The following is a 2,109-nucleotide window of genomic DNA, read 5'->3' on the forward strand; positions in this document are numbered from 1 at the left end:
CAGTAATCCAAATTTGTAGCCTTCTTTTCGATCTGCTATCGGAGGACACATAATAATAGTTTCAGCTAATTCTTTTACAACATCTTCCTCCATATAACAGCGGATAAACTCCCAATAACCTGATAGTTCACGTCTGCTACCGTAATAACCTAAGCTAAAAGTTTGTAATACAGTTTTTTTATCCTCTGCCAATATATGCCCATCAATACCCCACTATGGAAACGCCCCCTTTCCTTTAGCATAAGTAAAAAACACTTTATTCTAAGAGATAGATAATACATTACCGCTAACTTGGTAGACATATATCATCTTATTTTTTCTATTAAAACGAATAGGATAGTGCGTCTTTTTGAACCATTCTTTTAATGTTAATTTCAGACAAAAATACAAAATAGGAAAAAATAGCAAGAGGAAAAGCATATCAAATGTTGATGGCAATTCTTTTCCGCAATAAAAATAATGTTCAAAAAAGACTAAATTCCCATATACAAGTCCTCCAAATAAAAATGCGAATATAATAGAGGTAACTAATCTTGCATTGCCTTTATCAGCATAATACCTATCAACTGTTTCCAGATAGGTTGGATTCATTTTAATGACAGTATCTCCATCTCTGATAAATTTGCTCTCACAATGTGGTTTACCTTGATGAAACTGATCTATTTTTTCTTGTTGAGTTAACGGCCGGTTAACTGAATAAGGAGTATATAATCCTGTTAAATGTGACATGATGATTTTACTAAAAAATTCATTGGCATTATTATGTAACCGATTAGACATGAATTTAATACAGAAAACGGATTAAATTCATGCCCAATTATATGATTAATAATTTTCTTTATAACGTATTGCTAATTTTTTTCTTATACGCTCTACAGCATCCATTTTTTGTTTATAATCTGCCTCAGTCATACATGCAAAGGTATATCTCCATAAGTTAGAATTACGAGTTTTATAACTTACATCAATCGGATCATCAGGGCTAATTTCACACAAATTTTCAATTTCCTCTGGCCATTGTGGAATTTTACTGGTTAGCATAGAAATATAACGGGAAAAATTCTCCATTAACGTGAATGGGAGCCCCAATAATCTAATATATTCTATCTTAGATGAATAACGAAATTGATATTGAAGACCAAAGATATAACCTTCCTTTCTATTCGCAACCGGAGGACACATATAAATAGTTTTAGCAAGATCTTCCAATACATCTTCTTCCATATAACAACGGATAAAATCCCAATAACTTGAAAGATCTTCCCAATGGCTATAATAAGGTAAACTGAATGTTTTCAATACTGTAATATTATCTTCCGCCAGAATATGGCCATCAATTCCCCATCCTCTCATATCACTTGTTTTACTGACACCATCATAACATGTAAAAAAGATCTTGCTCCATGGTACGGATAAAATAGTGCCATCAATCTGATAAACATGGACCATTTTTGTTTTTCGATTAAATCGAATAGGGTAATGGGTTTTTCTGAACCATTCTTTTAGGGTAATACTTAAACAAAACCATATACCAAAAATAAATATAGCCGAAAATATCCCTCCCCATAAAATATCATTGAAATTCCAATGATATGTATCAGATAAGATAGAACGATTAAAAGCGATAGCACAAATTAAAATAAACCCACCAATTAGAACCATAGCAGGAACCCCCATCATTAAGCTAGGAAATCCTTTAGGTCCATAGTATCTGTCAACAACTTCCATATACGTTGAATTCATTTTAATCACCGTATTATTATCATTAACAAGAGGAAATTCAGGGTGAGGACTCCATTGATGAAGTTGGTGGGCCATTTCCTGTTCAGTTAACGACCGATTAAGGGCGTAGGGGGTAAATAACCCTTTATATACTGACATGCTAATTCAATCCATTTATAATTTTTTTATTTAATTAATTACGGATATATATTTTAGGTTCAACAAATACATATGTAATTCTATCAAAAATTATATCTTTTTCCAGTAAAAAATATCTCATATAAAATTGGATATGCATTAAATAATTAAGATATTATCAAATGCATACCTATATACAACTATGTATTTTGTATTTTATGTCGCTTGGTTACTCGTCTTTTTATGCGG

General features: G+C 31.7%; 3 protein-coding genes. All 3 read right to left on the reverse strand.

All coding sequences use genetic code 11. The features are described 5' to 3' along the window. On the reverse strand, positions 1-192 hold a 192-nt coding region (locus Xsto_RS20490), incomplete at its 3' end, for a hypothetical protein (RefSeq protein WP_422646187.1). Positions 193-261: 69 nt separating this feature from the next. Beyond that, the gene (locus Xsto_RS20495; protein ID WP_099126288.1) at positions 262-780 is read right to left on the reverse strand and encodes a DUF6708 domain-containing protein; all 519 of its coding nucleotides are present in this window, start codon (positions 778-780) and stop codon (positions 262-264) included. Positions 781-825: 45 nt separating this feature from the next. After that, positions 826-1,881, reverse strand: a complete 1,056-nt coding sequence (locus Xsto_RS20500; protein WP_099126289.1) for a DUF6708 domain-containing protein — start codon at positions 1,879-1,881, stop codon at positions 826-828. Positions 1,882-2,109: the final 228 nt, after the last annotated feature.

The organism is Xenorhabdus stockiae, assembly GCF_002632825.1.
Classification (GTDB): domain Bacteria; phylum Pseudomonadota; class Gammaproteobacteria; order Enterobacterales; family Enterobacteriaceae; genus Xenorhabdus; species Xenorhabdus stockiae.

What these genes read in the sequence shown, in the direction of transcription:
- Xsto_RS20495 (WP_099126288.1), bottom strand. Translation starts at nt 780, where the DNA reads ATGTCTAATCGGTTACATAATAATGCCAATGAATTTTTTAGTAAAATC.
- Xsto_RS20500 (WP_099126289.1), bottom strand. Translation starts at nt 1,881, where the DNA reads ATGTCAGTATATAAAGGGTTATTTACCCCCTACGCCCTTAATCGGTCG.